The sequence below is a fragment of the Dokdonella sp. genome (assembly GCF_051958935.1).
Taxonomy (GTDB): Bacteria; Pseudomonadota; Gammaproteobacteria; order Xanthomonadales; family Rhodanobacteraceae; genus Dokdonella_A.
On the sequence record NZ_JBQCFP010000075.1, the window covers coordinates 1 to 2,651 of the forward strand.

Genomic DNA, 2,651 nt, shown 5'->3' on the forward strand with positions numbered 1-2,651 from the left:
AAAGCGGCGGCGGCCGACAGCTCGGCACCCAAACCCTCTTCCTTCGACAGGCTCAGGTCAGGCACTTGAAGGGGAGGGCTTCAAAGCGGAGGCCGCCGAAAGCTCTGCCAGGAGCCACGCCCGGGTTGCGGCGGCTCCGCCCGGTTCCCGGCTTGCCGCTCGCCCGCGGCGGCGCGTATCGTGGCCGCGCCTTCCCGCGGGGGATACGCATGGACTTCATCCAGGCCGCGCCGGTACTCGGCAACCAGTTCCGCGACGACCGCGTGCTGCGTTCGTATCTCGACCGCGCGCTGCCGCGCGATGTGCTCTTGGCGATCGAAGGCGATCTCGACGAACTCGGCGCGCAGGCGGCCACGGCCTGGAGCGAGGCGCGCGCACGCACCCCGGCGCAGCCGGTGCTGACGCAATGGGACGCCTGGGGCGCGCGCGTCGACCGCATCGAGTTGACGCCGGCCTGGCAGCGCGGCGCCGCGCTGGCCACGCGCTACGGCCTGGTCGCGGCCGGCCACGAAGGCCGCTACGGAATCCATGCGCGCTGCGACCAGTTCGCGCGCGTCTACCTGCATCACATCGCGAGCGAGTTCTACACCTGTCCGCTCGCGATGAGCGACGGCGCCGCGACCGCGCTGAAGGCGTCCGGCGCCACGGCGCTGATCGACCGCGCCGTGCCGCGCCTGCTCGCGCGCGACCCTGCCCGGCTCTGGCTGTCCGGCCAGTGGATGACCGAGACCGCCGGCGGGTCCGACGTCAGTCGCACCGGTACGCTCGCGCGTCGCGACGCCGACGGCGCCTGGCGCCTGTACGGGCGCAAGTGGTTCACCTCGGCCGTGGTCGGCGAGATGGCCCTCGTGCTGGCGCGGCCCGAAGGCGCCGGCGATGGCGCCGATGCACTCGCGCTGTTCCTCGTCGAGACGCGCGACGGGCACGGTCGTTGGAACGGCATCCGCATCGATCGACTCAAGGACAAGCTCGGCACGCGCGAACTACCGACCGCGGAAATCCACCTCGAAGGCGCACTCGCGACACCGGTGGGAGAACTGGCGCACGGGGTGCGCATGATCGCGCCGATGCTCAATGTGACGCGCACCTGGAACGCGGTATGCGCGCTGGCGACGATGCGACGCTGTCTCGCGCTGGCCGCCGACTATGCGCGGCGTCGCGATGCGTTCGGCCGCGCGCTCGCGCGGCACCCCCTGCACCGGGCGACGCTCGCCGCGCTTGCCGCCGAGTTCGAAGCCGCGTTCCACTTCGTGTTCTTCGCTGCCGGCCTGCTCGGCCGCGCCGCGCAGGCGACGCCGGAGGAACGCGCGCTGCTGCGCGTGCTCACCCCGCTCGCGAAGCTGTGGACCGGCCGCCTCGCCGTGCGCATCGCGAGCGAGACCTGCGAGGCGTTCGGCGGTGCCGGCTACATCGAGAACACCGGCATCCCGCAACTCCTGCGCGACGCGCACGTGTTCCCGATCTGGGAAGGAACGACCAACGTGCTCGCGCTCGACGTGCTGCGCGCACTCGGCTCGGACGGCGTCGATACGCTCGCGCGGGCCGCGCGCGTGCTGCTCGACGAAGCCGGCGGCGATCGCCACGGCATCGGCGCGTGCTTCGACGTTGCGCGCGCATGGCACGCGGCACGGCGCGACTCGCGCGACGCGCTCGAAGCGGGCGCGCGCGGGTTCGCATCGACGCTGGCGCGTGCATTCGCCGCCGCGGTGCTCGCACGGCACGCGGCATGGGCGTGGCGCGAGCGCGGCGAACGGCGCGCGCTCGCCGCGCTCGACGCCTTCGCTGGCGCCGGCCTGCCGCGCCTCGCCGCTGCGGTGGACGCCGATGCGCTGCTGCCCGACAATTGCGCCCCCTGACGCGCCCAGCCGCGTCCTCCAGCGCAGGAACACCGGGCCATGCAGCACCTCACCATCGTCACGACCGGCGGCACGATCGACAAGATCTATTTCGACGACAAGTCGACGTTCCAGATCGGCGAACCGCAGATCGGCGAGATCCTCGAGGCGCTCGGCGTCGCATTCACGTTCGAGGTGCTGCCGGTGCTGCGCAAGGACAGCCTGCACATGAATGCCGACGACCGCGCGGCGATCCGCGCCGCGATCGAGGGCCAGCCGCACAGGCACGTGCTCGTCACGCACGGCACCGACACGATGGTCGAGACGGCGCAGGCGCTCGCCGGCCTTGCCGGCAGGGTCGTCGTGCTCACCGGCGCGCTGAATCCCGCGCTGTTCAAGGGCTCGGACGCCGTCTTCAACATCGGCTGCGCGGTCGGTGCGGTGCAGACCCTGCCGGATGGCGTCTACATCGCGATGAACGGGCGCATCTGGGATCCCGCGCGCGTGCGCAAGAACCGCGACGCGAACCGCTTCGAGGCCGCGCAAGTCTGAAGCCGCGGCGTTCGACCGGTTCCGCTGCAGCGCGGGCCGCGTGAAGAAAAACGGCGGCCGGTTCGCACCGGCCGCCGTCGTTCCGCCTTCCCTGGCGCGATGGCGCTGCGCTTACGGCGTGAAGCTCGGCGTCAGCGTGACACCCGAGAACGTCGTGTACGCATTGATGCGCACATGGTACGTACCGGCGGTTGGCGACGCGAACGTGCAGGTCTCGCTGTTGCCGCTGAGATACGGGCGGCACAGATAGCTCGAGCTCGTCGG

Annotated in this window: 3 protein-coding genes; 2 read left to right on the forward strand and 1 reads right to left on the reverse strand. The window is 71.8% G+C overall.

What is annotated here, in order from left to right:
• The first annotated feature begins 209 nt into the window (after positions 1-209).
• Together ACTHK2_RS06845 and ACTHK2_RS06850 are read left to right on the forward strand one after the other, a co-directional pair.
• On the forward strand, positions 210-1,856 hold the full coding sequence (locus ACTHK2_RS06845; RefSeq protein ID WP_440244958.1) for an acyl-CoA dehydrogenase family protein: 1,647 nt from the start codon (positions 210-212) through the stop codon (positions 1,854-1,856).
• A gap of 39 nt (positions 1,857-1,895) precedes the next feature.
• Entirely contained in the window at positions 1,896-2,387 is a 492-nt protein-coding gene (locus ACTHK2_RS06850) for an asparaginase domain-containing protein (protein WP_440244959.1), read from the forward strand.
• Between the two features lie 111 nt (positions 2,388-2,498).
• On the opposite strand, the gene ACTHK2_RS06855 is transcribed toward ACTHK2_RS06850, so the two are convergent.
• Positions 2,499-2,651: PPC domain-containing protein (locus tag ACTHK2_RS06855; protein WP_440244961.1), on the reverse strand; the 153-nt coding region annotated here is incomplete at its 5' end.